This is a genomic window from Sphingomonas rosea, from assembly GCF_039538065.1.
In the GTDB taxonomy this organism is placed as follows: domain Bacteria; phylum Pseudomonadota; class Alphaproteobacteria; order Sphingomonadales; family Sphingomonadaceae; genus Sphingomicrobium; species Sphingomicrobium rosea.
Map to the genome: position 1 here is coordinate 1,222,171 of NZ_BAABBR010000001.1, position 24,703 is coordinate 1,246,873.

A 24,703-nucleotide genomic window follows, 5' to 3' on the forward strand; every position below is an offset into this window, starting at 1 on the left:
GGTGCTTGCGCCCGCCACCTCTTCCCCTCGGGATCACCGAGGACAGCGGCGGTCACCTGACGTATCTGTGGGGCGCGGCCGAGGCACTTGCCGAGCGTGACGACGTCAGCCACGTCGAGCTCGTCACCCGCCTGTTCGACGAGCCCGAACTCGGTCCCGACTACAAGATTCCGTTGCAGGCCTGCGGTCCCAAACTCGACATCCGCCGGATCGACAGCGGTAACCGGCGCTACCTCTCGAAGGAAGCCGCCGCCGCCGACCGCCCCGCCTTCATCGCCGCCCTGCTTGCCGACCTCGAAACCCGCGACGTCCTCCCCGACGTCGTCCACGCCCATTTCGCCGACGCGGCCGAGACGGCCATCGCGATCCGCGACCAGTTCGGCATTCCCTTCGTCTACACCGCCCACTCGCTCGGCATCGACAAGAGCGACCATGTCACCGCCGACGGCGACCTCACCCGCCGGATCGGGTTCGAGGACCGGGCGATTGCCGAGGCCGATGCCATTATCGCCTCCTCGCGCGATGAGGCGGAGCGGCAATTGATGCGCTATCCGTCGGCCGACGCGGCGAAAATCCACCGGATCCCGCCGGGTGCCGGCCTGCGCCAGGCCGCGGGGTCGAACTTCGCCCGTGCCCGCGAAATGGTCGCGCCGTTCCTTCGCAACCCTGACAAACCCGTGATTCTCGCGGTCGCGCGTCCGGTTCACAAGAAGAACCTCGGCCTGCTGGTCGAGATGTTCGGCCGCTCACCCGCGCTCCGCGAAGCGGCCAACCTCGTCATCGTCGCGGGCCTCCGCGACGGTCCCGACAGCGGGGAACAGGAGCAGCGCGAGGTCATCGCGCAGCTGCTCGACGGGCTCGACCGCCACGACCTTTACGGCTCGCTCGCCCTGCCCAAGCGGCACGGGCAGTCCGACATCGCTTCCTTCTATGCCTATGCGCGCGAGACCGGCGGGCTGTTCGTCAATCCGGCCGCGACCGAGCCTTACGGCCTGACGCTGACCGAGGCCGCGCTCCACGCCTTGCCGGTGGTCGCGACCTGCCACGGCGGGGCCGCCGACATCGTCGCCGAACTCGGCCACGGGATCAGCGCGGACCCGTCCGACGAGGAAGCGTTCATCGGGGGGATGCTTGCAGTGCTGGGCGACCGCGACCGCTGGGCCGAGGCCGCCGCCGAGGGCCAGGCCCGGGTCAGGGTGCACAGCTGGGAGCGCTACGCGGAACGCTTTGTCGCCATCGCCAACGACATGAGGGCGCCGCATTCGGCCACCGCCCGCGGTCGCGATCTCCTCCTCTCCGATATCGACGGAACGCTTACCGGCTGCCGCATCGGCGCGCGCAACCTTCGTGCCGCGCTGCTCCGCGATCCTCGGCGGCTGTTCGGGATCGCAACCGGTCGCTCGCTTCAGGAAGCCCAGCGCATCCTCGGCGAATGGCATTATCCCGCGCCGACCGTGCTCGTCACGTCGGTCGGATCGGAGATCTACTGGCGCGAGGGCGGCCGCCTCGTCGCCGACCAATCATTCGCCGACCGGCTAGCGCACGACTGGGATCCTGAGCGGATCGGCGAGGCATTGGCCGATCTCGACCGGCTCGTCCTCCAGCCCCCGGTCGAACAGCGGCGCTTCAAGATCAGTTATTTTGCCAGCGGCAACGATATCGCGGCGCTGGTCGAGGAGCGGCTCGCCGAGGCGGGACTTGTCGCCCGCGTCATCCACAGTCACGGCAACCTCCTCGACATCCTCCCCACCAATGGCGGCAAGGCAGCCGCGATGCGCTGGGTCGCCCGGCGCCTGGGCCTACCGCTGTCGGCGGTGTTCGCGGCGGGAGACAGCGGGAACGACCGCGACATGCTGGAAGCCTGCCCGCGTGCCATCCTTGTCGCCAATCATTGCCCGACAGTCGCGGACCTCGCGCGGCGGCCCAATGTCACCCGCACCGCGGCGCCGCACGCCCGGGGGATCGTCGAGGCACTCGAACGCTTCGACAAAGAGAACCATGACGGGCGGCTGGCGGCATGAGGAACAGGATCGGTTATTTCGTCCACCACCAGGGTCGCGGCCATGCCGAGCGCGCGGCAGACCTCGTCCATGCCCTCGGGCCCGACACCCCGGTGACGCTCTTCTCCGCCCGCGACGATATCTTCCCGGCGCTTCCCGACTGGGCCGAAGTCAAGCGTGTCCCCTCGCTGTTCGAGGCCGCCGGACCGGTGCCCGAGAGGCTGGCCGGCGCGCGCACCCCGCCGACCTTGCATTGCGCGCCGCTCGGCTGGGACCAGATCACCGAAGCGGTCGCGATTCTCGCCCGCTGGTTCCACGAGGCGCGGCCGGCCCTGTTCATCAGTGACGTCTCGGCCGAACTCGCGCAGCTTGCGCGGATCGCCTCCATTCCCTGCGTCCCCGTGCTCCAGCATGGCGACCGCGCCGATCCCGGGCACATGGCGGCCTATGAGGGCGCGGTCGGAATCCTCGCACCTTACGCCGCCGCGCTTGAACAGCCCGGCCGGCCCGAGTGGATGCAAAGCCTCATTCATTACGCCGGCGGGCTAGGGGTCGAGACCGAACCGCTCGACAAGGCCGCCGCCCGCACGGCGCTCGGCATCCATCCCGACACCGATCTCGTCCTCGTCATCGCCGGCGGCGGGGGCGAAGGAACGCCCGCCCCGCCGCTCAGCCTCGGCGCGCGTGCCGAACCCGACAGCCGCTGGGTCACGATCGGCTCGGTCACCGAAGCCTGGCACGATACCCCACCCGGCAACCTCGAGCATCGCGGCTGGGTAAACGACGCCCGCCTGTGGGTCGCCGCGGCGGACCGGATCGTTTCCTCGAGCGGCAACACCACCGTGCACATGGTCGCGGCCGCCGGCCGGCCATGGATCGTCATTCCCGAATGGCGCTATTTCGACGAGCAGCGCTGGAAGGCGCGGATGCTCGGGGAAGCCGGCGCGGCGGTCGTCGCCGACAGCTGGCCGGCCAGCGCCGCCGCCTGGACCCGCCTGTGGGACGAAGCGAGCGCGCTCGACCTTGGACGGCAGAAGGCGCTCATCGATCCCGAGGCGGCCACTCGTACCGCGACCTGGCTGCGTGACCTCATCGCCCGTTCGTGGGGAACGGCAGCGCAGTCGTCGCGAACCCTCCAGGCGGTGGCCTCGTGAGCGCGCCGATCAGCGTCTGCACGCTCGGTGCCGGCCGCGCCGCGCACCTGACCAACCTCGTCCTCGGGCTCGCCCAAGGCCGGGTGCTGCCGGACGAACTCGTCATCGGGGTGATGCAGGACGAGCCTTACGAGCTTCCCGACACCCCTTTCCCGATTCGCCAGCATATCCTCGGCAGCGGCACGCTGACGCTCTCGGCGGCGCGCAACCGCGCGGCGCGCGAAGCGGCGAACGAGCGGCTTGTCTTCCTCGACATCGACTGCATCCCCGACCCCGAACTCGTTGCCGATTATGCCGACCGGATGGACCGCGCCGACGGCATCCTGATGGGCGAGGTGCTCTACCTGCCGAAGGGCGCGACCGACGGCGGGCTCGATTTTCAAGCCTTCGCGCAGCACGGGGTCAAGCATAGCGAGCGCTCGGGTCCGCCCGAGACCCCGCTCGGCGACTGCACCGACTATCGCTGCTTCTGGTCGTTAAACTTCGCGATGCGGCGCTCGCAGTTCCTGGCGCTCGGCGGGTTCGACGAGAGCTTCGTCGGCTATGGCGGCGAGGATACCGACTTCGGCCGGATGGCAGCCGAAGCGGGCGTCTCCTTCCACTGGACGAGGGGCGCGCGCGCCTATCACCAATATCACCCGCACCACATGCCGCCGGTGCATCATCTCGACAGCGTGATCGCCAACGCCCACCGCTTCCGCGACAAATGGGGCCATGTGACCATGGACCATTGGCTCAAGGCGTTCGGCCTGATGGGCCTGGTCGAGGAGCGCGGCGGGTCATTTCATCGGCGCCGCGCCACCGAAGAAGCCGATCTTGCCTTGACCGCGCAGCAGTCGGACCAGCCCTATGCGAGCAGCGCGCGCGTCCTTGCCCTGCTCGAAGCGAAGCGCGCACCGGCAACCGCCGAGGCATAGGCCGCTTCATAACGCTCGATCATCGCCGCGACACTGAAGTGACGCCCGGCCCGCGCCCGCGCGGTTGCCCGGTCGACGCCCAGCGCGCGGCGAATGGCACGGGGCAGATCGGCAACGGTCGCGGCCACAGCGCCGGCCTCGCCGATCACTTCGGGGATGGCGCCGCGCGCAAGGCCCGCGACCGGCACTCCGCAGGCCATCGCCTCGATCATGGTGAGGCCGAACGGTTCGTCCCACATGGGCGTGGCGAGCAGCACCGACGACTGCCGGACGGCCGTGACCAGCGCATTACCCGAGAGATGTCCGAGATAGCGATGCGGCAGGCGGAGCCTTGCCTTGACCTCCGCCCAATAGTCGCGGCAGTCGATCGGCCCGGCGATATCGAGCGCAATGCCCGCGGCTTCGGCGGCGTCGATCGCCTCGAGCGTCCCCTTGGTCGGCGTGATCCGGCCGACGAGGATCGCGCGCCCCTGCCCGTGGGCCGTGAAGGGCCAGCGGGCGATGTCGATCCCGTTCCATGCGACCCGGGTCCGGCCCGCAGGCCACAGGCCCTGCTGCTGGCCCGAGCAGACCGTCCGCTCCTGCCACGGGATGTCGGCATTGCGCGCGACCGCCTCGGCCAGCGCCTCGAACGGCGGGACATGGAGCGACGTCACCATCGGAACTTCGTCCCGCGTCCCCCAGTCGAGGAGGTCGGGAAAGAGCGCGTTGTTGTGGACGACGTCATAATCACCCGCGAGTATCTCCGTCCAGGCGCGCGCATAGGTGCGGGTCAGCCAGGCGCGGAGCGTCGGGGTTCCGTGCCACAGCGCCCACGGCAGTTCGGCCTCGTAGGAGGTCGGTGCGATCGGATGGAGCGGGAGGGCCGGATCGCTGTCGCCGCTGGCGAAGAGCGTGACGTCATGTCCCGCCTCGACCAGTCCCCGGACGAGCGTGTCGCAATGCGCCTCCATTCCGCCCATGAACGGGGCGGCGACGGGGTGGCGGACATGCGCGATGACGGCGATCCGCAACGGGCGGGCGATAGGGGAGGCTTGCACCCGGTCCGAACGGCAAGCCTGGCCTAACGTTCCTGCGGAAGCGCTCAAAAGAGTCCGTCGTCCTCGTCTTGCGCATCAGGCGGCGGGGGTGCGGACTCCGCCTCGCCCACCTCGTCAGGCGCGGCAAAGCGGCGATGAAGCTGGCGCTCGCTCGCCATGGTGTAGATGGGCGCGATCTGGTCGAGTACCGCTTGCGCCTCCGCATTGGCCTCGGCGGTCACTCCGGCGAAGCGGCCCTGCACCGACCGCAGCCCGCCGAGCGCCGTCTCGAGCGCGGCGGAGAAACTGTCGAGCCTCCCCACCGTCTCGACCGCCCCGCCCACCGCCGCCGCCGCCGAGGCCGCCTGCCGGTCGAGCCGCGCGATCCCCTCGTCGCTCCGCCTTGCGCCCTCGCTGATGATCGCCAGCGATTGCGCAAGCGTCACCTCGCCCTCCGCCTCGCTAGCGGCGCCCCCCGCCAGCCCCGCCGCCGCTTCGGTCAGCGTGGCGACGCCGGCATCGACCCGCGTGCAAATGGCTTCGAGCGTGCCGACGAAAGCGCGGATTTCGCGCGCGATCTGGGCAAGGCCGACCCCTTCTTGCCCCATGCGGAAGCAACGGACGTCGGTGTTCCAGGCCATGTTGTCGACGTCGGCGGTGACCTGATGGACGAGCGACAAGCGCTCGCTCAGGCGCACCACGGTTTGTGCGGTCTGGGCACCGAGCGCCTGCGAGCATCCATCGGCCTCCTGCAATCGCTCGGTAAAGACCCCGATCGCCGCCACCCCGCGTTCGAGCGCGTGGAGGAGGTCGCTGCTCGATCTCGTCTTGCCATCGCCTTCCTGCAGGGCGAGCAGTGCGGCGATCTCTCCCGCCAGCGCCTGCTGACCCTCGAGCATCCGGCCGCACTCGCGGCGGAAGTCGGCCAGCGTCTCCTCACCCTGCGCTTCGAGCATCGCGAGCACCTGCGCGGCCGCTGCGGCGCGCACGGGATCGCCGGCGGTGTCGAGGCCGAGGTCGGTGACAAGGATCCGGTATCCGGTCGCGATATGCTCGAGCCGCTGGCGGGTGATGTCCCCGATCTGCATCGCGCCGAGCGCGTCGGCGAGATGCGCCCGGATCTGCCCCGCAATGGCGGCAATCGCGTCCGACCGGTCCGCCGCAACCTGGAGATAATCGCGCAGCGCCAGGGCATTGCGGGTCAGCTTCAAGGGCGCGTCCTCGGCGACCGCCGCGCATTCGGCGGCGAGCTTGCGATCCGACGACTGCACCGAGGGCAGGATCGAGAGCAGGTGCCGCACCTCGCCGCGGATGCCGCGGATCTCGCTCTCGCTGACGTCCAATCGCACCAGCATCTGGTCGGCGAATTCGGAAAAGCCCGGCTGCCCGCCCGAGGCGACCTTGATGTTGAGGCCGCAGATGCGGAGGAAATCGAGCGTCCGGCCGACTCCCGACACCTCGTCGCTAACCGCGTTCGCCGCGGCCGAAATCGCGGCCAGCGCGCCCGCCCGGCCGCCGATCGTCGTGGGCAGAAGCTCGATCCGTGCGGCGAGCATTTCCATGTTGGTGACGGCCCGACCCGCCGCCTCGCGGTCGAGCGCGCCGGTGACCTCGGCGAGGGTTGCGATCAGTTCCTCGACCAACCCATAGGCGGCGGCGAGCGCATTGCCGGCCTCGACGAAGGCCGCGTCCAGCCCGCTCGCGACGAGGTCGATCGCGACGTCCGCGCTCGCCGCCGATTCTTCGCCCGCGATGATCGCCGCTGACTGCATGGCCAACGTCAGTCCTTCGCCTGCTTGCGAAAGGACGACCGGGCGCTCACCGGGCCGCCGCCTGCAGCATTTCCTGCGCGATGTGCCCCAAGGGCACGATCTTCTCGACCCCGCCGTGCGCGATCGCCTCCTTGGGCATGCCGAAGACGATCGAGCTCGCCTCGTCCTGCGCGATGGTGCGCGCGCCCGCATCCTTCATCTCGCGCATGCCCCGCGCGCCATCGTCGCCCATGCCGGTCATGATGACGCCGACCGCATTCGACCCCGCCGCCTGGGCGACCGAGCGGAACAGGACGTCGACCGAGGGCCGGTGGCGCGAGACGAGCGGCCCGTCCTTGACCGCCACCTGGTAGCGCGCGCCGCGCCGTTCGAAGATCATGTGCTTGCCGCCGGGCGCGATCAGCACCTGGCCGCGCAGCACCGGATCGCCATTCGCCGCCTCGCGCACATCGACTTCGCACAGGCTGTTCAGCCGCTGGGCAAAGGCGCGGGTGAAATGCTCGGGCATGTGCTGCACGACGACGATTCCCGGCGAATTGGCGGGCAGTTGCTCCAGCACCTGGCGAAGCGCCTCGGTCCCGCCGGTCGAGGCGCCAAGGCAGACCACCATCTCGGTGGTGCGGCTCATCGCCCGTCCGCTCGGCGGCGGAAGCATGGCGTCGGCGGTGAGCTTCTGCTGCGGCACGACGGCACGCGGCGCCGGGCTGTTGCGCCCGCGCAGCCGCGCCCGCGCCGCCGCCTTCACCGTGTCGCGAATCTGGAGGTTATGCTCCGACAGATGCTCGGCGACCCCGACCTTGGGCTTGCAGATGACGTCGACCGCGCCCGCTTCCATCGCCTGCAGCAGCGTTTCCGACCCCGCCTCGGTCAGCGAGGAGCACATGACGACGGGCACCGGGCACTGGCTCATCAGCTTCCTGAGGAAGGTGATCCCGTCCATCCGCGGCATTTCGACGTCGAGGGTGATGACGTCGGGCAGTTGCTCGGCGATCCGCTTGGCGGCGATGAACGGGTCGGACGCGGTGCCCATCACCTCGATCTCGGGATCGGCCTCAAGAACGCTGGTCATGACCTGCCGGACGATCGCGCTGTCGTCGATGACCAGGACGCGAATCTTGCGTTGCAGCTCGGTCATGCGTCAGCTCCGCCTGAAAATGGTGTTGGCGACCTGGACGATCGGCAGGTCGTGGCCGGCGATCGTCTCCGAATGGCCGAGAAACAGCAGGCCGCCCGGCGCCAGCTGCTCGACCAGCTGGCCGACCACGCGCAGCTGCGTCTCGCGGTCGAAATAGATGAGGACGTTGCGGCAAAAGACGAGCTGCATCGGCTCGCCGACCGGATATTGCCCGTCCATCAGGTTGAGGCGCGCGAAGGCGACGTTGCGCCGCAGCGTCGGAGTGACGCGCACGACGTCGCGGTCGGGATCGGTCGAAGCCATGAGATAGCGCCGCCGCAATTCGGCGGGCACCGGATCGACGAACTCGGCGGGATAGATGCCGGTGCGCGCGATCTCGAGCATGCTGGTGTCGAGGTCGGTCGCGAGCACCTTGTAATTCGCCGCGAGCCGGCCGCGCAGCCAGTCGTCGATCACCATCGCGATGGTGTAGGGCTCGGCCCCGTTCGAACAGGCGACACTCCACGCGCGGAGGTTCGTCACCCCCTGCGCCAGAAGCTCGGGCAGCGCGACGTCGCGTAGATAGTCGAAGTGATAGGGCTCGCGGAAGAAGTCGGTCTTGTTGGTCGTGACCGCGTTGATCAGATACTCGCTCTCGACCTCGATATTGTCCTCGTCGAAAAGATAGTCGCAATAGTCGTCGAGCGTTTCGGCCCCGACCGCGCGCTGGCGGCGGCGCAGCCGGCCCTCAAGCATCGTCTGCTTGCTCGGCGGCATGCGGATGCCCGCGGTCTCGAAGATATATTTGGCGAGCGCGTTGAAATTCTGCCGGCCAATCCGGTCGGTCATCGGTGCGCCCGGATGCGGCGGGGGAACGAAATTCTTCACCTCTGAGCCTCGCTGGAAAGGGCGGCCCGCGCGGTCGCCGAAGCGGTCAGGCGGCGGTCGCCATGGACGACAGTTCGGCCGCCTCGACGTCGGAGAAGATCCGGCCCATGTCGATGAACACGACGAACCCCTCGGCCCGCCTGGCCACGCCCGCGATATAGTCTGACGCCCAGCGGGTCCCGACATCGGGTGCGGGGCCGATCTGCGCGGTGTCCACGGTACTGACGTCGAGCACCCGGTCGACCACGAGCCCGAGCGTCAGCACTCGCGCCCCGAGCGGCACGTCGACGACCAGGATCCGCGTGCTGAGGCTCGGCACCGCCGCCGGCATTCCCAGCCGCAGCCGCAGGTCGACCGTGGTCACGCCCTCGCCGCGAAGGTCGGTGAGGCCGAGCATGAAGCCGGGGCCGTTCGGGATCCGGAAGGGCTCGCGGTAATCGAGGATCTCGCGGACCAGGGTGACGGGGATCGCGAAAGTCTCGGCATCGAGCCCGAAGGTCACGACCTGCAGTTCGCCCCCGCTCATGCCGCCTTGCTTTCGAAGTCGGCGTCCTGCGCATCGGGGCCGCCGTGCGCAAGATCGAGCGCGAAGCCGGTGATCCGGGCCTGCTGGTCGGCGACCGACGGGCCGCGGACCGTCCGCTTGACCTTGGCAGCGGCCTTCGCCGGACGCACCGGCCTCGCCTTGGGCGCGGCCTCGCGCCGCGGCTTGGTCGAGGCGGCGCTCGCCCCGGCGCCCCGGTCGTTGCCGAGCCGGAAGTAGGCGATGCTCCCCTGCAGCTGTTCGGCCTGGCTGGCGAGCAGTTCGGACGTGGTCGAGATCTGCTCGGACGCGCCGGCATTCTGCTGGGTCACCTGGTCGAGCTGCTGGATCGCCTCGTTGATCTGCGAAGCGCCGATGTCCTGCTCGCGGCAGGCGGAGCTGATCTCGAGCACCAGTTCGGCGGTCCGGCGGATATCGGGCACCAGCTTGGCCAGCATCTCGCCCGCGTCGGCCGCGGCCTTGAGCGTGTCGCCCGAGACCGAGCTGATCTCGGCCGCCGCGCTCTGACTGCGTTCGGCAAGCTTGCGGACTTCGGACGCGACCACCGCGAAGCCGCGGCCATGCTCGCCCGCCCGCGCGGCCTCGACCGCGGCGTTGAGCGCGAGAAGGTCGGTCTGGCGCGCAATTTCCTGCACGATGCTGATCTTCTCGGCGATCGTGCGCATTGCCTCCACCGCCTTTTCGACCGCCGCGCCGCTGGCCTCGGCATCGCGCGAGGACTGCCGCGCCATCTTCTCGGTCTGCGCGGCATTGTCGGCATTCTGCCGGATGTTCGCCGCCATCTGCTCCATCGAGGCCGAGGCTTCCTCGGTCGCCGCTGCCTGCTCGGTCGCGCCCTGCGAGACCTGCTCGGAGCTCGCCGACAGCTCCTGGCTGCCCGACGACACGCTGTCCGCCGCCGCGGTCGCATTGCCGACCACCTCGCGCAGCCGGTCGACCATCCGGGTGAGCGCGTGGCCCAACGTGTCATTGGCCGACAGCGGCTGGTGCTCGACCGTGAGGTCGCCGTCGGCGATCCGGTCGGCGAGATCGGCGCTGACCCGCAGGCTGTCGACCAGCGCGTTGATCGCGGTCTTCATCTTCTGGTGATCGCCCTCGCAGACGATCTCCACCCGTTCGGCGAGATCGCCGGTGCTGACCCGATCGAGGATCCGATTGCCTTCGACGATGGGGAGCAGGATCGCGTCGAGCATTCCGTTGATCCCCGCGACCAGCCTGGCGAAATCGCCGACGAACTTCTTGTCCTCGCCGCGTTCGGACAGGTGACCGGCGGTGGCGGCGTCGATCAGGCGCCCGATCTCGCCGGTGATGTCACGCAGGTTGCCGCGCAGCGTCTCGACGGTGTCGTTGATGAACGCCTTCTTGCCCGGGAACTGCTCGAGCGGGGCGTCGAAATTGCCTTCGCCAAACTCCTTGATGCAGGCCATGGCCTTCTTCTTCACCGCGATATGGGCGGCGACCATCTCGTTGACGCCCCGCGCCATGATCGCGAAGTCGCCTTGGAACTTCTCGGCGGGCACGAAGACGTCGATGTTGCCGCGGTCATGCTCGGCGGACATGTGCCGCATCTCGGCGATGATGCCCTTCAAATTCCCGCGGAGGGTCTCGATCGTCTCGTTGATGAAAGCCTTCTTGCCGGGGAGCCGGGCCATCGGCGCCTCGAAATTGCCTTCGCCGAATTCCTTGACGCAGGCCATCGCCAGCTTCTTTACCGCGATGTGCGCCGCGACCATGTCGTTGACCCCGCGCGCGACGATCCCGAAGTCGCCCTTGAACTTCTCGACCGGCACGAAGACGTCGATGTCGCCCTTCTCGTGCTCGGCAGCCATGTGGCTCATCTCGGCGATGATGCCCTTCAAATTACCGCGAAGCGTCTCGATCGTGTCGTTGATGAAGGCCTTCTTGCCGGGAAGCTGGGGCATCGGCGCTTCGAAATTCCCGTCGGCGAACTCGCGCACGCAGGCCATCGCCATCTTCTTCACCGCGATATGGGCCGCGACGAGCCCGTTGGTCTTTTCGGCAATGGCGGCGAGGTCGCCGCGGAACCGCTGCACAGGGATGACGACATCGATGTCGCCCCGCTCATGCTCCGCCAGGACGTGATCGAGGCTGTCGCCAAGCGCGCTGACCGGGTCCAGCGCCTGCTCGAGCAGGTCATTGACCGCGACCAGCACCTCGCGGGTCCGGCCCTTGGCGAGCGACACGTCGGCGCGCTCCGAAAGGCGCCCGTCCGCGAGCGCGCGGCCGACCCGGGCCAGTTCGCCCGTGACGAGATCGGCGGATACCGTGTCGAAGAACCCAAGCGACATGATCCTGCTTCCTTGTGATGGGTCTGAAGAGAGTGAACGGTCCGGGGCTCAGGCCGCCTTTTCGAAGTCGGCATCCTCGGCGTCCGGGCCGCCCTGGCTGAGGTCGAGCGCGAAGCGGGTTACCCGCCCCTGCTGATCGGCGACGCCGCCGGGCTTGCTGCGAGCCTTCGCTCTGGGTTTCGGAGCTGCCTTCTTGACCGGAGCGGCGGTGCGGCGCGCAGGCTGGCCCGCGGCGACAACCTTGGCCGCGGCGACCGCGCCCTCCAGCTGGAAATAGCCAATGCTCGCCTGGAGTTCGCCCGCCTGCTGCGCCAGAAGCTCGGACGTGGTCGAAATCTGCTCGGACGCGCCGGCATTCTGCTGGGTTACCTGGTCGAGCTGCTGGATCGCCTCGTTGATCTGCGAAGCGCCGATGTCCTGCTCGCGGCAGGCGGAGCTGATCTCGAGCACCAGTTCCGCGGTCCGGCGGATATCGGGCACCAGCTTGGCCAGCATTTCGCCCGCGTCGGCCGCGGCCTTCAGCGTGTCGCCCGAGACCGAGCTGATCTCGGCGGCCGCGCTCTGGCTGCGTTCGGCAAGCTTGCGGACTTCGGATGCCACCACCGCGAAGCCGCGGCCATGCTCGCCCGCCCGCGCCGCCTCGACCGCCGCGTTGAGCGCGAGGAGGTCGGTCTGGCGCGCAATCTCCTGCACGATGCTGATCTTCTCGGCGATCGTGCGCATCGCCTGCACCGCCTTTTCGACCGCAACCCCGCTCGCCTCGGCGTCGCGGGCGGACTGGCGCGCCATCTTCTCGGTCTGGGCGGCGTTGTCGGCATTCTGGCGGATGTTGGCGGCCATCTCCTCCATCGAGGCCGAGGCCTGCTCGGTCGCCGCCGCCTGCTCGGTCGCGCCCTGCGAGACCTGCTCGGAGCTGCTCGACAGCTGCTGGCTTCCGGCCGACACGCTGTAGGAGGCGGCCGTCACGTCGCCGACCACCGACCTCAGGCTGTCGACCAGCGCGTTGACCGAATCCTTCATCTTGGCATGGTCGCCGTCGCACTCGATCTCGACCCGTTCGGTCAGGTCACCGGTGCTGACCCGGTCAAGGACGCGATTGCCCTCGAGGATGGGAACCAGGATGGCGTCGAGCATCGCGTTGATGCCCGCCACGAGCTGCGCGAAATTGCCGACGAAGCGGCGGTCTTCGCCGCGTTCGGCAAGATTGCCCGCGGTTGCCGCGTCGATCAGCCGCCCGATCTCATGCGTGATGTCGCGCAGATTGCCGCGCAGCGTCTCGACAGTCTCGTTGATGAAGGCCTTCTTGCCCGGGAACTGCTCGAGCGGCGCATCGAAATCGCCCTCGCCGAAGGCCTTCATGCAGGCCATGGCCTTCTTCTTCACCGCGATGTGCGCGGCGACCATCTCGTTGATGCCGCGCGCGACGATCCCGAAATCGCCCTTGAACTTCTCGGCGGGCACGAAGACGTCGATATCGCCCTTCTCGTGCTCGGCGGCCATGTGGCGCATCTCGGCGATGATGCCCTTCAAGTTCCCGCGAAGCGTCTCGATCGTGTCGTTGATGAAGGCCTTCTTGCCCGGAAGCTGCTCCATCGGCGCCTCGAAATTGCCCTCGCTGAACTCCTTGATGCAGGCCATCGCCATCTTCTTGACCGCGATGTGGGCGGCGACGAGTTCGTTGGTCCGGCGGGCGATGACGGCGGCCTTGCCGGCGAACTGCTCGACCGGAACGACGACCTCGATGTCGCCGCGGGCATGCTCGTCGTGCACATGGGCAATCGCCACGTCGAGCGCGTCGATCGGTTGGACCGCGCGGTCGAGCAGCCGGTTCACGGCCGCGAGCAGCTCCTGGGTCGCGCGATTGGCGCCTTGGCCGTGGGCGCGCTCGGCTATGTCTCCACGCGCCATGGCTGCTTCCAGCCGGACGAGTTCCGCCTGGACGATGCCCGCATTCACGCCGCCAAACCATTCAAGTGACATCGTCTATCGCCTTTCGATGATGGTGCCGCGCAGCCTCTTCCTAGGCCGCCGCCGACAGGTCCGGGACGGCGTGGTTGCCGAGCAGCGGGTCGAAGATCGCGCCGAGATCGGGAAGGACGATCACGCCATCGTCGCGCCGGACCATCGCGCGCAGATAGTCGCGCCGCCAGCGCAGGCCGACCGCAGGCGCAGGCTCGCTCGCCTCGCGACGCAGGGTCGCGACCTCGTGCACCTTGTCGGTCCGGATCCCGATCTGGATCGCTCCGTTGCCCGTTGCGAGCTCGATCACCACGATCCGGCTGTCGACGGTCGGCTCGGTCGCCGGAAAGCCGAACGCCGGTCGAAGGTCTGCGATGGGGATGATCTTGCCGCGGAAGTTGACCACGCTGCCGACCAGCGGGTTGGCGCCCGGCACGGCTGTCTCGGGCAGGAGGTCGAGGATCTCGCGCACCAGCACGGCCTCGACCGCGAAGGTCTCCGAATGGAGATCGAAGGTCAGGACCTCGAGCTCGCCCGCCGGTCCCCAGTTGATGTCGTTGGCTTGGTCCATGGGTCAGGCGACGGCGCGAAGCCGCTCCTCTTGCTGCTGGCCGAGGGCGAGAAGCTGGGCGACGTCGAGGATCAGCGCGACATTGCCGTCCCCGAGGATCGTCGCCCCGGCGAAGATCGCGACGTCACTGTGAACCGGGCTCATCGGCTTGATCACCGTCTGGTGGCTGCCGATGATCTGGTCGACGACGAGGCCGATGCGGTCGGTGCCGGTCGAGATGATCACGATCTTCTGGTGCGGGTCGGGGGCGCTGTTGCCGCCGAACAATTCGCGCAGCCGCATGAACGGGACCAGTTGGTCGCGCAGGGTGATGAGGCTGCGCCCGCGCGAGCGCTGATCCTCCTCGGTGCTGAGCTCGATGCACTCCTCGACCGCCGACAGCGGAATGACATAGCGGGCGGCACCGACGCGGATCAGCAGCCCGTCGATAATCGCGAGCGTCAGCGGGATGCGCAGCGAGATGACCGAGCCTTCGCCCGCGCTGCTCGCAACGTCGATCGTGCCCCGCAGGCTCTCGATCGTCCGCTTGACCACGTCCATGCCGACCCCGCGCCCCGACAGGCTCGTCACCTGCTGCGCGGTCGAGAAGCCGGGATGGAAGATCATCTGCAGGAGTTCGTGATCGCTCGCCGCCTGGCCGGGTTGGAGGAGGCCCTGTGCCTCGGCCTTGGCACGGACCCGGCCGAGGTCGATCCCGCGCCCGTCGTCGCGGATTTCGATGATCACCTCTCCGCCCGCCTGCCTGGCCGACAGCCGGACCTCGCCGGTCGGCGCCTTGCCGGCGGCCGCGCGCTCGTCGGCGCTTTCCAGCCCATGGTCGCAGCTGTTGCGGATGAGGTGGATCATCGGATCCGCCAGCCGTTCCATTACCGTCTTGTCGACCTCGGTGGTCTCGCCTTCGGTGACGAGCTCGATCGCCTTGCCGGTGTCGCGCGCAAGGTCGTGGACCAGCCGGCGGAAGCGGCCGAACAGGCTTGAGACGGGCACCATCCGCAGCACCATCATCGTGTCGCGAAGTTCGCCCGCGAGCCGCTCGATGTCCTCGGAGATGGCATGCAGCGTCTGGTTGGCGGCGCCCGCCCCGCCCTGCGCGAGCTGCGACAGGCGGCTCTGGACGATGACCAGCTCGCCGACCCGGTCCATCAGGAGGTCGAGCCGCTCGGCCGGCACGCGGACGGTGTCGCTCGGCTTGCCGGCCGGTGCGCCCGCATCATTGGCGGGTCGCGGATCGTCGCCCGGGCGCGATGGCGCGGTGGGATCCTCGGCGGCGGCGACCGGCGCGTTCGCAGCGTCTCCGCCCAAGGGCTCGAGGCTCAGCTCCATTTCGTCCATCACGAAGATGAAGACGTCCTCGATGTCGGCGAGCGCGATGTCGCCGTGAAGCTCGACCTCCCAGCCGATGTGGCATTCGGTCGGCACCAGCTCGGCGAGCGGTGGAATGCGGTCGGTGAGCGCGGTGATCCGGCACTCACCCAGCGCCCGCAATTCGTCGAGCAGGATGAGCGGGTTGGTGCCGTTCGCCATCGCATCGACCGGAAGCCGGAAGACCAGCCGCCATCCGGCCTCCGCCGCCTGCGCCGGAGCGCCGCCCGCCGGAGCTTCCTCGAGGACGACCCGCAGGCGTTCGAGGATCGCATCCCCGGCTGCGCCGCCTTCCCCGCTCTGGTCGGTGAGCAAGGTCCGCATATGGTCCTGCGCCGCAAGCACCACCGCGACCAGGTCGCGGGTCGCGGGCACCTGCCGCTTGCGGACCCGGTCGAACGCCGTCTCGCAATGGTGGGTGAAGCCGGCAAGCGCATCGAAGCCGAACATCGCCCCCGAGCCCTTGAGCGTGTGCAGCCCGCGGAAGACCGCGTCGATCAGGTCGCGATCGTCGAGCCGATGATCGAGATCGAGCAACGCCTGCTCGACCTGGTCGAGGAGCTCGTTCGCCTCGGTCAGGAAGGCGGCGATGGGATCGTTTGCGCTCACCGGCCCAGCACCTTGCGCGCGACCCGGATCAGCTGGTCGGCGACGAACGGCTTGACCAGCCAGCCCGTCGCGCCTGCGGCCTTGGCCTCCTGCTTCATCGCATCGGCGCTCTCGGTGGTCAGGAAGATGATCGGCGTCCCGCATTGCGCGGGATCGCGGCGCAGCTCGCGGATCATCGTCAGCCCGTCCATGTTGGGCATGTTCTGGTCGGTGATGATCAGGTCGAATCGGGTCGCGCGCGACTTGTTGAGCCCGTCGAGCCCGTCGCTCGCCTCGGTGACGCTGTAGCCTGCGCCCGTCAGCGCCAGCTTGATCGCCATCCGCAGGCTCGGCGAATCGTCGACGGTGAGGATCGAGGCGCTCATTGCGCGGCTCCGGCGCACCAGAAGTCGCGGTCGGCGTCGATGAAGCCGGCGCGGACCAGCAGGCCCTCCACCGTCTCCGGCACCGCCGATCCCAGCCGCAACTGCTTGCCCTGCTCGGCGGCATGGACCCGCGCCGCGGTCACGATCTGGAGGAAGCTCAGATCGAGTTCGCCCACCTCCGCGAGGTCGAGTGCGACCTCGTCATACTGCGCCAGCGCGTCGCCGACCGCGTCCGCGAACGCCCCCGCGGTCACGACCGTCACCGAAGCCGGTACCTTCACAACCTTCGTCACGCGTCCCTCGCAAAGTCGTCGAAGACGTTCCCCTTGCGAATAGTAGAGCGATCGGGCGACCTCCCCGCCGAGCGACGCAAATATCCCGCCCGCCCCGAGCGCTCGCGTGCTAGGCTCGTGCCCGTGAGCAAGGAGGCAGCAGGCAGCGCGATGGTCGATGGCCACGGGAGGCGCATCAGCTACGTCCGCCTGTCGGTGACCGACCGCTGCGACCTGCGCTGCCGCTATTGCATGGCCGAGCGCATGACCTTCGCGCCGCGGCCCGACCTCCTCACGATCGACGAACTGGCAAAGCTCGGCGACCTGCTCGTCGAGCGCGGCGTGACCCGGATCCGCCTCACCGGGGGCGAGCCGCTGGTCCGGCCGGGCATCGTCGACCTCGTCCGCGCGCTCGGCCGCCGGATCGGCGCGGGACTCGAGGAAGTGACCCTCACGACCAACGGCACGCAGCTGGCTTCGCTCGCGGGGCCGCTGCGCGACGCGGGCGTCCGGCGGATCAACGTCAGCCTCGACACGCTCGACCCCGACCGCTTCCGCCACATCGCCCGGCGCGACGCGCTCGGACCCGTGCTCGAGGGCATCGCCGCCGCCCGCCGCGCGGGGCTCGCCATCAAGATCAACATGGTGGCGCTGCGCGGCCTCAACGAGGCCGAGATCCCCGCCATGCTGCGGTGGTGCGCGGGCGAGGGCCACGACCTCACCCTCATCGAGACCATGCCGCTCGGCACGGTCGCCGACGACCGCACCGACCATTACCTCCCGCTCGATCAGGTCCGGCGGCGGCTCGAGCGGGACTTTACGCTCTCCCCGAGCCTGCACCGCACCGGCGGCCCCGCGCGCTACTATCAGGTCGCCGAACTCGGCTGCCGGATCGGCTTCATCACGCCGTTGAGCGCCAATTTCTGCGACAGCTGCAACCGCATCCGGATCGCCGCGACCGGCACCGTCTACGGCTGCCTCGGCCACGACCAGAAGGTCGAGCTTCGCGATCTCCTCCGTGGCGGGGACGAGGAGGCCGCGAAGGCCGCGCTCGACCGGCTGGTCGCCGGCAAGCCGCGGGCCCACGACTTCCGGATCGACGCGCCCGCCCCCGCCGTCTCACGCCACATGAGCGTCACCGGCGGCTGACCGAGGCGGTGGACCAGGAGCTGATCCTCGCCGTCTGCATGGGCGTCGGCGCTGCACTCTATTCGAGCGTCGGACATGGCGGCGCCTCGGCCTATCTCGCGCTGATGGCCCTGTTCGGGGTCGCGCCGGCGACCATGAAGCCGACCGCCCTCGTCCTCAACCTGCTGGTCGCCTCGCTCGGAGCGCTCCGCTACCTGCGCGCCGGCCTGTTCCGCTGGCGGACCCTGTGGCCGTTCCTGCTCGGCGCCATGCCTTTCGCCTTCCTCGGCGGCGCGCTGAAGCTTCCGGGCGAATGGTATCGGCCGCTGGTCGGCCTCGTCCTCCTCTTCTCCGCCGCCCGCCTCCTCTGGCCGCGCGAGATCCGGGCACTGCGCGAGACCCGCGATCCGCCAATTCCGCTCGCCATCCTGATCGGCGCGGGGATCGGTTTCCTCTCGGGCCTGACGGGCACCGGCGGCGGCATCTTCCTCTCGCCCTTGCTCCTGTTCATGGCGTGGAGCGCGCCCAAGCCCACCTCGGGCGTCGCCGCAGTCTTCATCCTCGCCAATTCGGCCGCCGGACTCCTCGGCAATCTTTCGAGCACAGGCGAGCTTCCCGACGCCCTGCCCCTCTATGCAGGAAGCGTGCTCGTCGGCGCGCTGGTCGGCACCACGCTCGGGATCCGCCTGCCCGCGCCGCTGGTGCTCAAATCGCTGGGGCTTGTCCTCGTCGTCGCCGGCACCAAGCTCCTCGGCCTCTTCTAGAAGTCGAGCACCGGCACCATCGTCCCCGCCGGCACCGGCGCGGTCCCCGGCGCAAGGCGAATGAGCAGCTCGGCCTGCGCCAGCGCCAGCTGCGCCCCGCTGTCCTGCTGCCCGAGCAGCTTTACCGCGCCATCCTCGAGCACCGCGCGCGCGAAAGTCTCGCGTGGCCCCGTCGCCTCGAGCGCGCGCCCGAGCGGTGCCATCCGCCAGCGCAGCGCGTCCCGCGGCTCGCCACCGCTCAAGCCCCGCAGCAGGGGCAACAGGAACAATCGCGCGGTCACCAGCGCCGAGGTCGGATTGCCCGGCAGCCCCAGCACCAGCCGGTGCCCAACGCGGCCCAGCCACACCGGCTTGCCCGGCTTGATCGCGACCTTCGAGAAGATGAGGTCGAGCCCGATTTCGGCGAACATCGTCTTGGCATAATCGCGCTCGCCCACCGACGCGCCGCCGGTGACCACCACGAGGTTCGCCTCCGCCAGCGCCGCCGCAGCCCCTTCGCGCAAGGCTGCCGGATCGTCCCGCAGGCGCCGCTGCCCCGCCACCAATCCGCCGGCTTCCGCGACCAGCGCGGCGAGCGCGACCGAAATGCTGTCCGGGATCTGTCCCCTCGCGGCGCGCGCGCGGCCGGGCTCGGCAAGCTCGTCACCCGTCGCGATCAGCCCGACCCGCGGACGCCGCCCGACCGTGACTTCGCCCACATCGCCCGCCGCCGCCGCGACGAGGTTACGGGGGTCAAGCCGCGTCCCCGCGGCGAGCAGCAGGTCGCCGGTGCGGAAGTCCGATCCCGCCACGCGGATGAAGCGCGCCGCGCCCGGCCGCTCGTCGAACAAGGCCCGGTCGCCCTCGCGCCGGACCTGCTCCTGCATCACCACCCGGTCGGCCCCCGCCGGGACCGGCGCCCCGGTAAAGATCCGCATCGCCGCGCCGGGTGGGAGCGAAGCCACCGGACCACCGCCCGCCGCCGACTCGCCCGCCACCGGCAACGCCGCCGGAAGCGCGGCCAGATCGGCCTCGCGCACCGCGTAGCCGTCCATCGAGGACAAGTCGGCGAAAGGCGCATCGACCATCGCGTGGACCGGCTCGACGAGGATCCGCCCCGCCGCCTCGGCAAGGGGTACCGTCTCGCTTCCGAGCGGCCGCGCCGCCCCGGCCAGCAGCGCGAAGGCCGCGTCGAACGAAATCATCGCGCCCAGCTGCCCGACTTGCCGCCGGTCTTCGCGACGACCTCCATCCCTTCGATGACCATCGTCCGGTCGATCGCCTTGAGCATGTCGAACAGGGTCAGGCAGGCGACCGAGACGGCGGTGAGCGCCTCCATCTCGACCCCGGTCACGCCGCTGGTCCGTACCTCGGCCTCGACGCGGAAGCCGGGGAGCGCCGTGTCCGCCTCGATCCGCACCGCGACATTGGTCAGCGCCAGCGGATGGCAGAGCGGGATGAGCTCGGCGGTGCGCTTGGCCGCCATGATCCCGGCAATCTCCGCCGTCTGCACCACCATGCCCTTAGGCGTCGTCCCCTCGGCGACCTGCCGCAGGGTCTCGGGCGCGCAGCGCAGCCGGCCATGCGCCACCGCCGTCCGGTCGGTCACCGCCTTGTCGGTCACATCGACCATCCGCGCCCGTCCGTCCTCGCCAAGATGACTGAGCCCGCTCATGCCGCGCTCCCGGCGAGGCGCGGGATCAGCTCGGCGATCGAGCAGGGCCGGTAGCGGCTGTCGAATTCGAACCGGAGCACGTGGTCCCAGGCGTCACGGCACGCCCCGCTCGAGCCAGGCAGGCAGAAGATGAAGGTGTCGCCAATCTGTCCCGCGAACGCGCGCGACTGGAGCGTCGAGAGCCCGACGGTCCCGAGGCTGACCTGGTGGAAGACCACCGCAAAGCCATCCATCTCGCGCCTGAGGAGCGGCTTCACCGCCTCGGGCGTCACGTCGCGCGGGCTGAACCCGGTGCCGCCCGTCGAGACGATGATGTCGACCGCCCGGTCCGCCACCCACGCCTGCACCTGCGCCCGGATCGCGGCGACGTCGTCGCGCACGATCGCCTTGCCGGCGAGCTCGTGCCCTGCGCCCGTCAGCCGCTCGGCCAGCGTCCGGCCCGAACCATCACTCTCCTCGTCGCGAGTGTCCGACACGGTCAGCACCGCAATGCGGAGCGGTAGGAAGGCCCTGCGCTCATCAATCGATCCGGCCAAATTCTACTCCCATCGCGTCGCGGCGTGCCGGTCGGCCTCGGTCGGCTCGATCCAGCGGCCGCCGCCCGTCGCTTCCTCGCGTTTCCAGAACACCGCCTCGGTCTTGAGCCGGTCCATCAGATAATCCGCCGCCTCGAACGCCGCGCGGCGATGCGGTGCGGCCGCCGCGACCCAGACGATTGGCTCTCCCGGACCGATCAGCCCGCAGCGATGCACGACCTCGATCCCGCTGACCTCGAACCGGGCCGCGCCCGCCGCCGCGATCGCCTCGAGCGAGACCGCCGTCCGCAGCGGATGATGCTCGAGCAGCAACCCCGTGACGTCGCCGCCGCGCACGAGCCCGGTGAAGGTCACCACCGCCCCGGCCTCCTCGCCGAGCCGCGCCAGGAAATCGCGATACAGCGCTTCGGGCGAGAACGGCCCGTCGATGAGCGTGGCGCGGGCCGTCACTCAGCCCCCCGAAACCGGCGGCCAGAATTCGACCGCGTCGTCGGGCCCGATCATGTCGTCCTCACCGGCGAGTGTGTCGCGGACCCAGGCCTTCGCGCGCGACGCCGACAGTTCGCCGGCCATCCCCAGCCGTTCGGCCGCCAGCCGTTCCCGAAGCCCGCCCAGGCTCACGCCGCCCTTCGGCACTTCCACCTCGAGGTGGCGCCCCATGGCGTCGGCGAGCAGCCCATAGAAGGAGACGCGGGTCATCGCCTCCGAGGTCGCGCGCTCCTACGCCCGCGTCAACCGCTTGGAAGACCTTTAGCGAATGTAATTCACCAGGCTGAGGTTCGAGAGCCGGCTGAACAACGTGTAGCTCGCCTGCAGGCTCGACTGGCGCTGCACCAAAGTGCTCGCCACCTCGGCCATGTCGGCATCCTCGTTGCGCGCGACCAGCCGCTGAAGGATCAGCGAGCGTTCGCTCGCCCGGTCGGCGAGTTCCTCGACCTGCGCCTGGCGCCGGCCGTTCTCGGCATGCGACGCGCGCAGGGTCTTCAAACCGTCGTTGATCTTGCCCACCGCCTCGTTGATCGCGGCCTGCTGCGCCGCGGTCGGGACGTCGCCGATCGCCCCCGCATCGGCCAGCGCCCGGAAGGCCTCGAACATCTCCGACCCGAAGCTGCTCGCGGTCGCGCCGAACGAGACGTCGAGCCCGTCGGCCACCCGCGCCTTCAATTCCACCCCGTCGTTGGCAAAGGCACTTGCGGTCGGCACCCCCGCGCTCGCCGCGAGGCTCGCCGGAACGAACGGTGCCGTGTCGGTCCGCGACCCCGCGAACAGATACGTCCCGCCCTCGTCGCTGTTGAGCGCCGAGCGGAAGCGCTGGAACGTCTCTTCCGCCAGCTCCTGCAACCCCTCCGAACGCTTGCTCGCCGAGGTCGTCAGCAGCTTGTCGCGGAACGAGACCATCATGTCCTCGATGCTCGCCATCTGCGTGTCCATGATCGATAAGGTCGTGCCGATCCTGGCCCCCACCGCCGCATGCGCTTCCTGCCGCGCGAGCAGGGTCCGCGCCGACAGGTTGCGCATCGTCTCGATTCCGAGCGAAGCGAAGTCGGGCGCCTTCTTGCCGGTCGCCATCTGCTGTTGGGTCTCGACCAGCTTGCGCTGCGAAATGGCGATCGACTCGAACAGCGTCCGCTGCATCGGCACCGTCGCGACCCTGTTCCATCCGGTCATCAGCGCACCATCCCGATCAGCGTGTCGTACATCTGCGTCGCCGTGGTCATCACCCGCGCCGCGGCCGAATAGCTGTTCTGGAGGGTGACGAGGCTCGCCAGTTCCTCGTCGATATTGACCCCCGAATAGCTGTCGCGGCGGTTGACCGCGTCGGCCTTGCGCGCCTCCATGTCGGCGACCCGGTCCTTGGCCCCCGACGCGTCGAGGCCCGCCTGGCCGAGCACGAAGCTCGCGAAGCTCTCCATTCCCGAGATCCGCCCGCGCCCGAGGTCCACCGCCGCGCGAAGCTGGTCGACGAAAGCATTGGCGCCGCGGCTGTCGCCGGTGCCGACCGCCCTGGTCCCGACCGCCGCGGCAATGTCGAGCCGGGCGAGCGGGAGCCGCTTGGCGCTCGCCGCCATGTCGGGCCGCACCTCCGCCCCGCCGAGCCCCGTCTCCATCCCCGAGGGCAGGAGTAGGGAGGTCAGCGAACGGCCGGTGCCATAACGATCGGAGGTATCGGTCACGACCCCGAGGCTCGCGGTCGGAAGCGAGGCGACCGGCGTGAAGGCGAGCCGCCCGCGCGCATCGAGCGAGGCCGTCCCGAAGGCCGCCAGCGGTCCCGCGTTCAAGTCCGCCACGATGTCGCCGAAGGTCCCGCCGGCGACCGGATTGACCGTTGCCTGCGCCAGCACCCGCCCGTCGGGGCCGCGCAGGACAAATTGGGCGCTGGTGCCCGTGGCCACCCCGTGCGGATCGGCAGCGGTGAAGCCGGCGGGTCCGAAGGTGCGCCCGCCGCTGACGAGGTCGTTGAGCCCGAACGCCTGCCCGAAGCCGAGCCCGGCGCGATCACTCGGGCTCGCCGGGTCCTGCGCCACCGCGACTCCCAGCCCGCCGTTTCCGACGATGCTGAGCTTGCCGCCGGTGAAACTCGCGGTGGCGAGCCCGCCGAGCCCGGCGTTGATCGCGTTGACCGCATCCTGGATCGTCGCCCCGGGCCCCAGCGCCGCGAAGTCGAGCGTCACCTTCCCCGCGAGCGTCCCGTCGGGTTGCAAAGCCGCGACCACCGCCCTGCCGGTGAAACCCAGCCGGTCGGACGCCGCGAAGCCCGTCTGCGCCCCCTCGAGCGAGTTTGGCGCGGGCACCGTGGTCCCGGCATTGCTCACCGCATTGAGGCTTTCGGCCAGCCCGCCGAACAGGCTCCCGATCTCCTCCGCGAAGGCGGGCAGTCGCCGGTCGCGCAATTCCATCAGCCCGCCCAGCCGGCCGCCGACGGCGGGCGTGTCGAGCCGCTCGCCCGTGTCGGCGCCGAGGCTTCCGTCGGCTTCGGCGAAGCGGACCCGGACCGCGGGATAGATGGGCTGGACGCTGCCGTCGCTCGGCGGATAGTCGAGCAGCCGGAGCCGCCGGTCGAGCAGGGTCACTCCGCCCGCCGTGTCGATCGTCAGCCGCCCGTCGGCGCCCTCGCGGACCTCGACCTTGATCAGCCCCGACAGTTCCTCGACCGCGCTCATCCGCTGGTCGGTCGCGCCATTGGCCGCCCGCCCGCCCGCCGCCTGCCGCGCGACCGCGTCGTTCAACCGGTCGATCCGCTGGAGCAACGTGTTGATCGTATCGACCGTGTAGCTGAACTCGCGCTCGGCATCGACGCGCAGGCCCGCGACGTCGCTGTCGAGCGTCTGGAGCGAGGACAGCGCCTGCTGGACCGAGCCGACGAAGCCGCGCACCGTCGGCTCGCTCGCCGCGCCGCCGGTCATCGCCACCGCCGCCGCCCCGATCGCGTCGAGCCGCGCCGGAAGTCCGCCAGAGTCTCCCGGCGCGCCGAGCAAGGCCTGAAGCCGGTCGAGCGTATTCGCCACCGCCTCGGCCTGTCCCCATTCGCCGGCGCGGCGATAGACCGTCGCCTCGAGGAAGCGGTCGGCGACCCGCACCGCTTCCTGCGCGCGCACCCCCGTCACCTGCCCCGCGGTCACGCCCGTCTGAAGCGGCACGCGCTCGCGGGCGTAGCCGGGCGTGTTGACGTTGGCGATGTTGTTCGAGGCCGAGCGCAAGCCCGCCTGGGCGGCGTTCAGCCCCGACAGGGCGCTCCCGAGGATCTGCGACAGGCTCATGCGTCAGT

At 69.7% G+C, this 24,703-nt stretch carries 23 protein-coding genes and 1 pseudogene; 5 read left to right on the top strand and 19 right to left on the bottom strand.

What is annotated here, in order from left to right; all coding sequences use genetic code 11:
- Positions 1-5: 5 nt before the first annotated feature.
- From ABD693_RS06110 to ABD693_RS06120, 3 genes are read left to right on the top strand one after another with little or no spacing between them, the layout of a single operon-like run.
- Positions 6-2,021: an HAD-IIB family hydrolase gene (locus ABD693_RS06110; RefSeq protein ID WP_344696135.1), complete on the top strand. Its 2,016-nt coding sequence runs from the start codon at positions 6-8 to the stop codon at positions 2,019-2,021.
- The gene (locus ABD693_RS06115; RefSeq protein ID WP_344696136.1) at positions 2,018-3,154 is read left to right on the top strand and encodes a hypothetical protein; all 1,137 of its coding nucleotides are present in this window, start codon (positions 2,018-2,020) and stop codon (positions 3,152-3,154) included. Before ABD693_RS06110 ends, ABD693_RS06115 begins: the two co-directional genes overlap by 4 nt.
- Positions 3,151-4,071, top strand: a complete 921-nt coding sequence (locus ABD693_RS06120) for a galactosyltransferase-related protein (RefSeq protein WP_344696137.1) — start codon at positions 3,151-3,153, stop codon at positions 4,069-4,071. The genes ABD693_RS06115 and ABD693_RS06120 overlap by 4 nt, the downstream gene beginning before the upstream one ends.
- On the opposite strand, the gene ABD693_RS06125 is transcribed toward ABD693_RS06120, so the two are convergent.
- From ABD693_RS06125 to ABD693_RS06175, 12 genes and pseudogenes are all read right to left on the bottom strand, one after another.
- Positions 4,002-5,111 (bottom strand): glycosyltransferase, encoded by a 1,110-nt coding sequence (locus ABD693_RS06125; RefSeq protein WP_344696138.1) that lies wholly within the window; start codon positions 5,109-5,111, stop codon positions 4,002-4,004. The two genes, ABD693_RS06120 and ABD693_RS06125, sit on opposite strands and share 70 nt — an antisense overlap.
- Positions 5,112-5,155: 44 nt before the next feature.
- Complete coding sequence (locus ABD693_RS06130; RefSeq protein WP_344696139.1) at positions 5,156-6,868, bottom strand: hypothetical protein; 1,713 nt, start codon at positions 6,866-6,868, stop codon at positions 5,156-5,158.
- A gap of 40 nt (positions 6,869-6,908) precedes the next feature.
- Positions 6,909-7,997, bottom strand: a complete 1,089-nt coding sequence (locus ABD693_RS06135) for a protein-glutamate methylesterase/protein-glutamine glutaminase (RefSeq protein ID WP_344696140.1) — start codon at positions 7,995-7,997, stop codon at positions 6,909-6,911.
- Positions 7,998-8,000: 3 nt separating this feature from the next.
- The gene (locus ABD693_RS06140) at positions 8,001-8,825 is read right to left on the bottom strand and encodes a CheR family methyltransferase (RefSeq protein WP_425567289.1); all 825 of its coding nucleotides are present in this window, start codon (positions 8,823-8,825) and stop codon (positions 8,001-8,003) included.
- An 85-nt stretch (positions 8,826-8,910) separates the two neighbouring features.
- Positions 8,911-9,390: a chemotaxis protein CheW gene (locus ABD693_RS06145; protein WP_344696142.1), complete on the bottom strand. Its 480-nt coding sequence runs from the start codon at positions 9,388-9,390 to the stop codon at positions 8,911-8,913.
- Positions 9,387-11,381, bottom strand: a complete 1,995-nt coding sequence (locus tag ABD693_RS06150; RefSeq protein WP_425567290.1) for a methyl-accepting chemotaxis protein — start codon at positions 11,379-11,381, stop codon at positions 9,387-9,389. The genes ABD693_RS06145 and ABD693_RS06150 overlap by 4 nt, the downstream gene beginning before the upstream one ends.
- Positions 11,382-11,411: 30 nt before the next feature.
- Positions 11,412-11,717 (bottom strand): annotated as a pseudogene (locus ABD693_RS13215) (methyl-accepting chemotaxis protein); the annotation flags it as partial.
- Between the two features lie 48 nt (positions 11,718-11,765).
- Positions 11,766-13,697 carry a methyl-accepting chemotaxis protein gene (locus ABD693_RS06155; protein WP_344696144.1) on the bottom strand — a complete coding sequence of 644 codons (1,932 nt, stop codon included), beginning with the start codon at positions 13,695-13,697 and terminating at the stop codon, positions 11,766-11,768.
- Between the two features lie 40 nt (positions 13,698-13,737).
- Positions 13,738-14,247: a chemotaxis protein CheW gene (locus ABD693_RS06160; RefSeq protein WP_344696145.1), complete on the bottom strand. Its 510-nt coding sequence runs from the start codon at positions 14,245-14,247 to the stop codon at positions 13,738-13,740.
- A 3-nt stretch (positions 14,248-14,250) separates the two neighbouring features.
- A complete protein-coding gene (locus ABD693_RS06165; protein WP_344696146.1) occupies positions 14,251-16,218 on the bottom strand; it encodes a chemotaxis protein CheA in 1,968 nt (655 codons plus the stop codon).
- Complete coding sequence (locus tag ABD693_RS06170) at positions 16,215-16,583, bottom strand: response regulator (RefSeq protein WP_344696147.1); 369 nt, start codon at positions 16,581-16,583, stop codon at positions 16,215-16,217. Before ABD693_RS06170 ends, ABD693_RS06165 begins: the two co-directional genes overlap by 4 nt.
- The gene (locus ABD693_RS06175; RefSeq protein WP_344696148.1) at positions 16,580-16,876 is read right to left on the bottom strand and encodes an STAS domain-containing protein; all 297 of its coding nucleotides are present in this window, start codon (positions 16,874-16,876) and stop codon (positions 16,580-16,582) included. Before ABD693_RS06175 ends, ABD693_RS06170 begins: the two co-directional genes overlap by 4 nt.
- A gap of 150 nt (positions 16,877-17,026) precedes the next feature.
- On the opposite strand from ABD693_RS06175, the gene moaA reads away from it, so the two are divergent.
- Both moaA and ABD693_RS06185 read left to right on the top strand, forming a co-directional pair.
- Positions 17,027-18,004: a GTP 3',8-cyclase MoaA gene (gene moaA, locus ABD693_RS06180; protein WP_344697580.1), complete on the top strand. Its 978-nt coding sequence runs from the start codon at positions 17,027-17,029 to the stop codon at positions 18,002-18,004.
- 8 nt (positions 18,005-18,012) lie between these two features.
- Complete coding sequence (locus ABD693_RS06185) at positions 18,013-18,747, top strand: sulfite exporter TauE/SafE family protein (RefSeq protein WP_344696149.1); 735 nt, start codon at positions 18,013-18,015, stop codon at positions 18,745-18,747.
- Here ABD693_RS06185 and ABD693_RS06190 read toward each other — a convergent pair.
- The 7 genes from ABD693_RS06190 to ABD693_RS06220 are packed head-to-tail and all read right to left on the bottom strand — an operon-like array spanning position 18,744 to position 24,695.
- Positions 18,744-19,931 carry a molybdopterin molybdotransferase MoeA gene (locus ABD693_RS06190; protein WP_344696150.1) on the bottom strand — a complete coding sequence of 396 codons (1,188 nt, stop codon included), beginning with the start codon at positions 19,929-19,931 and terminating at the stop codon, positions 18,744-18,746. The two genes, ABD693_RS06185 and ABD693_RS06190, sit on opposite strands and share 4 nt — an antisense overlap.
- Positions 19,928-20,401 (bottom strand): cyclic pyranopterin monophosphate synthase MoaC, encoded by a 474-nt coding sequence (gene moaC / locus ABD693_RS06195; RefSeq protein WP_344696151.1) that lies wholly within the window; start codon positions 20,399-20,401, stop codon positions 19,928-19,930. Before moaC ends, ABD693_RS06190 begins: the two co-directional genes overlap by 4 nt.
- Positions 20,398-20,937, bottom strand: a complete 540-nt coding sequence (gene moaB, locus ABD693_RS06200; protein WP_344696152.1) for a molybdenum cofactor biosynthesis protein B — start codon at positions 20,935-20,937, stop codon at positions 20,398-20,400. The genes moaC and moaB overlap by 4 nt, the downstream gene beginning before the upstream one ends.
- A gap of 3 nt (positions 20,938-20,940) precedes the next feature.
- Positions 20,941-21,387, bottom strand: a complete 447-nt coding sequence (locus ABD693_RS06205) for a molybdenum cofactor biosynthesis protein MoaE (RefSeq protein ID WP_344696153.1) — start codon at positions 21,385-21,387, stop codon at positions 20,941-20,943.
- Positions 21,388-21,636, bottom strand: a complete 249-nt coding sequence (locus tag ABD693_RS06210) for a MoaD/ThiS family protein (protein WP_344696154.1) — start codon at positions 21,634-21,636, stop codon at positions 21,388-21,390. It abuts the gene before it with no gap.
- 51 nt (positions 21,637-21,687) lie between these two features.
- Positions 21,688-22,605: a flagellin gene (locus ABD693_RS06215; protein ID WP_344696155.1), complete on the bottom strand. Its 918-nt coding sequence runs from the start codon at positions 22,603-22,605 to the stop codon at positions 21,688-21,690.
- Entirely contained in the window at positions 22,605-24,695 is a 2,091-nt protein-coding gene (locus ABD693_RS06220; RefSeq protein WP_344696156.1) for a FlgK family flagellar hook-associated protein, read from the bottom strand. Before ABD693_RS06220 ends, ABD693_RS06215 begins: the two co-directional genes overlap by 1 nt.
- Positions 24,696-24,703: the final 8 nt, after the last annotated feature.

Excerpts from the sequence above, each read along its gene's own strand:
- moaA (WP_344697580.1), top strand. The coding sequence starts at position 17,027 with ATGGTCGATGGCCACGGGAGGCGCATCAGCTACGTCCGCCTGTCGGTG.
- ABD693_RS06115 (WP_344696136.1), top strand. The coding sequence starts at position 2,018 with ATGAGGAACAGGATCGGTTATTTCGTCCACCACCAGGGTCGCGGCCAT.
- ABD693_RS06215 (WP_344696155.1), bottom strand. The coding sequence starts at position 22,605 with ATGACCGGATGGAACAGGGTCGCGACGGTGCCGATGCAGCGGACGCTG.
- ABD693_RS06155 (WP_344696144.1), bottom strand. The coding sequence starts at position 13,697 with ATGTCACTTGAATGGTTTGGCGGCGTGAATGCGGGCATCGTCCAGGCG.
- ABD693_RS06160 (WP_344696145.1), bottom strand. The coding sequence starts at position 14,247 with ATGGACCAAGCCAACGACATCAACTGGGGACCGGCGGGCGAGCTCGAG.
- ABD693_RS06170 (WP_344696147.1), bottom strand. The coding sequence starts at position 16,583 with ATGAGCGCCTCGATCCTCACCGTCGACGATTCGCCGAGCCTGCGGATG.
- ABD693_RS06210 (WP_344696154.1), bottom strand. The coding sequence starts at position 21,636 with ATGACCCGCGTCTCCTTCTATGGGCTGCTCGCCGACGCCATGGGGCGC.
- ABD693_RS06190 (WP_344696150.1), bottom strand. The coding sequence starts at position 19,931 with ATGATTTCGTTCGACGCGGCCTTCGCGCTGCTGGCCGGGGCGGCGCGG.
- ABD693_RS06220 (WP_344696156.1), bottom strand. The coding sequence starts at position 24,695 with ATGAGCCTGTCGCAGATCCTCGGGAGCGCCCTGTCGGGGCTGAACGCC.
- moaC (WP_344696151.1), bottom strand. The coding sequence starts at position 20,401 with ATGAGCGGGCTCAGTCATCTTGGCGAGGACGGACGGGCGCGGATGGTC.
- ABD693_RS06140 (WP_425567289.1), bottom strand. The coding sequence starts at position 8,825 with ATGACCGACCGGATTGGCCGGCAGAATTTCAACGCGCTCGCCAAATAT.
- ABD693_RS06145 (WP_344696142.1), bottom strand. The coding sequence starts at position 9,390 with ATGAGCGGGGGCGAACTGCAGGTCGTGACCTTCGGGCTCGATGCCGAG.
- ABD693_RS06150 (WP_425567290.1), bottom strand. The coding sequence starts at position 11,381 with ATGGCGATGGCCTGCGTGCGCGAGTTCGCCGACGGGAATTTCGAAGCG.
- ABD693_RS06135 (WP_344696140.1), bottom strand. The coding sequence starts at position 7,997 with ATGACCGAGCTGCAACGCAAGATTCGCGTCCTGGTCATCGACGACAGC.